This window comes from Treponema sp. R6D11 (assembly GCF_054786075.1).
Genome location: NZ_BDHD01000721.1, coordinates 1 through 581, shown reverse-complemented (window position 1 = coordinate 581; position 581 = coordinate 1). Strand labels below are relative to the sequence as shown.

Annotated in this window: 1 protein-coding gene; it reads left to right on the top strand. The window is 43.0% G+C overall.

Annotated features, from left to right (window positions below; translation table 11 throughout):
* Positions 1–581: HAD-IC family P-type ATPase (locus ACYVTD_RS15700; protein ID WP_461248629.1), on the top strand; the 581-nt coding region annotated here is incomplete at both ends.

Genomic DNA, 581 nt, shown 5'->3' with positions numbered 1-581 from the left:
TACTACACCCCTGCGGTCCTCTCGGCAGCTGTTTTGCTATCAACAATCCCACTCATCTTTTTCGGCATCAGCCAATGTCAAACTTGGCTTTCTCGCGCGCTGGTCTTCCTAGTCGTTTCCTGCCCATGCGCACTAGTAATTTCTGTCCCACTAACATACTTCGCTGGGATCGGCGGAGCATCGCATCGCGGAATATTGGTGAAGGGCAGTAATTATCTAGATGCCTTATGCGACGTCAAAACCGTAGTATTCGATAAAACTGGGACGCTAACAAAAGGAGTCTTAAAACTAGATAAAATTGTTTCTGTAGGTCTTTCTGAGCAAACTATACTATCACTTGCAGCCGCAGCGGAAGCAAATTCAAACCACCCGATCGCAAAAGCCATTATCAGCAGCTATTCTGGAAAAATCCTCGATGCAAAAAATGTCAAAGAGTTCGCAGGAAAAGGCATCCGCTGCATAGTTAATAAAAAAGAAATTCTAATAGGGAACACTAAATTATTAGCAGACATTCCTCACGAACAAACCGATCAAACCGCAGTTTATATCGCCATAAATCAAAAATTTGCAGGATATATAAC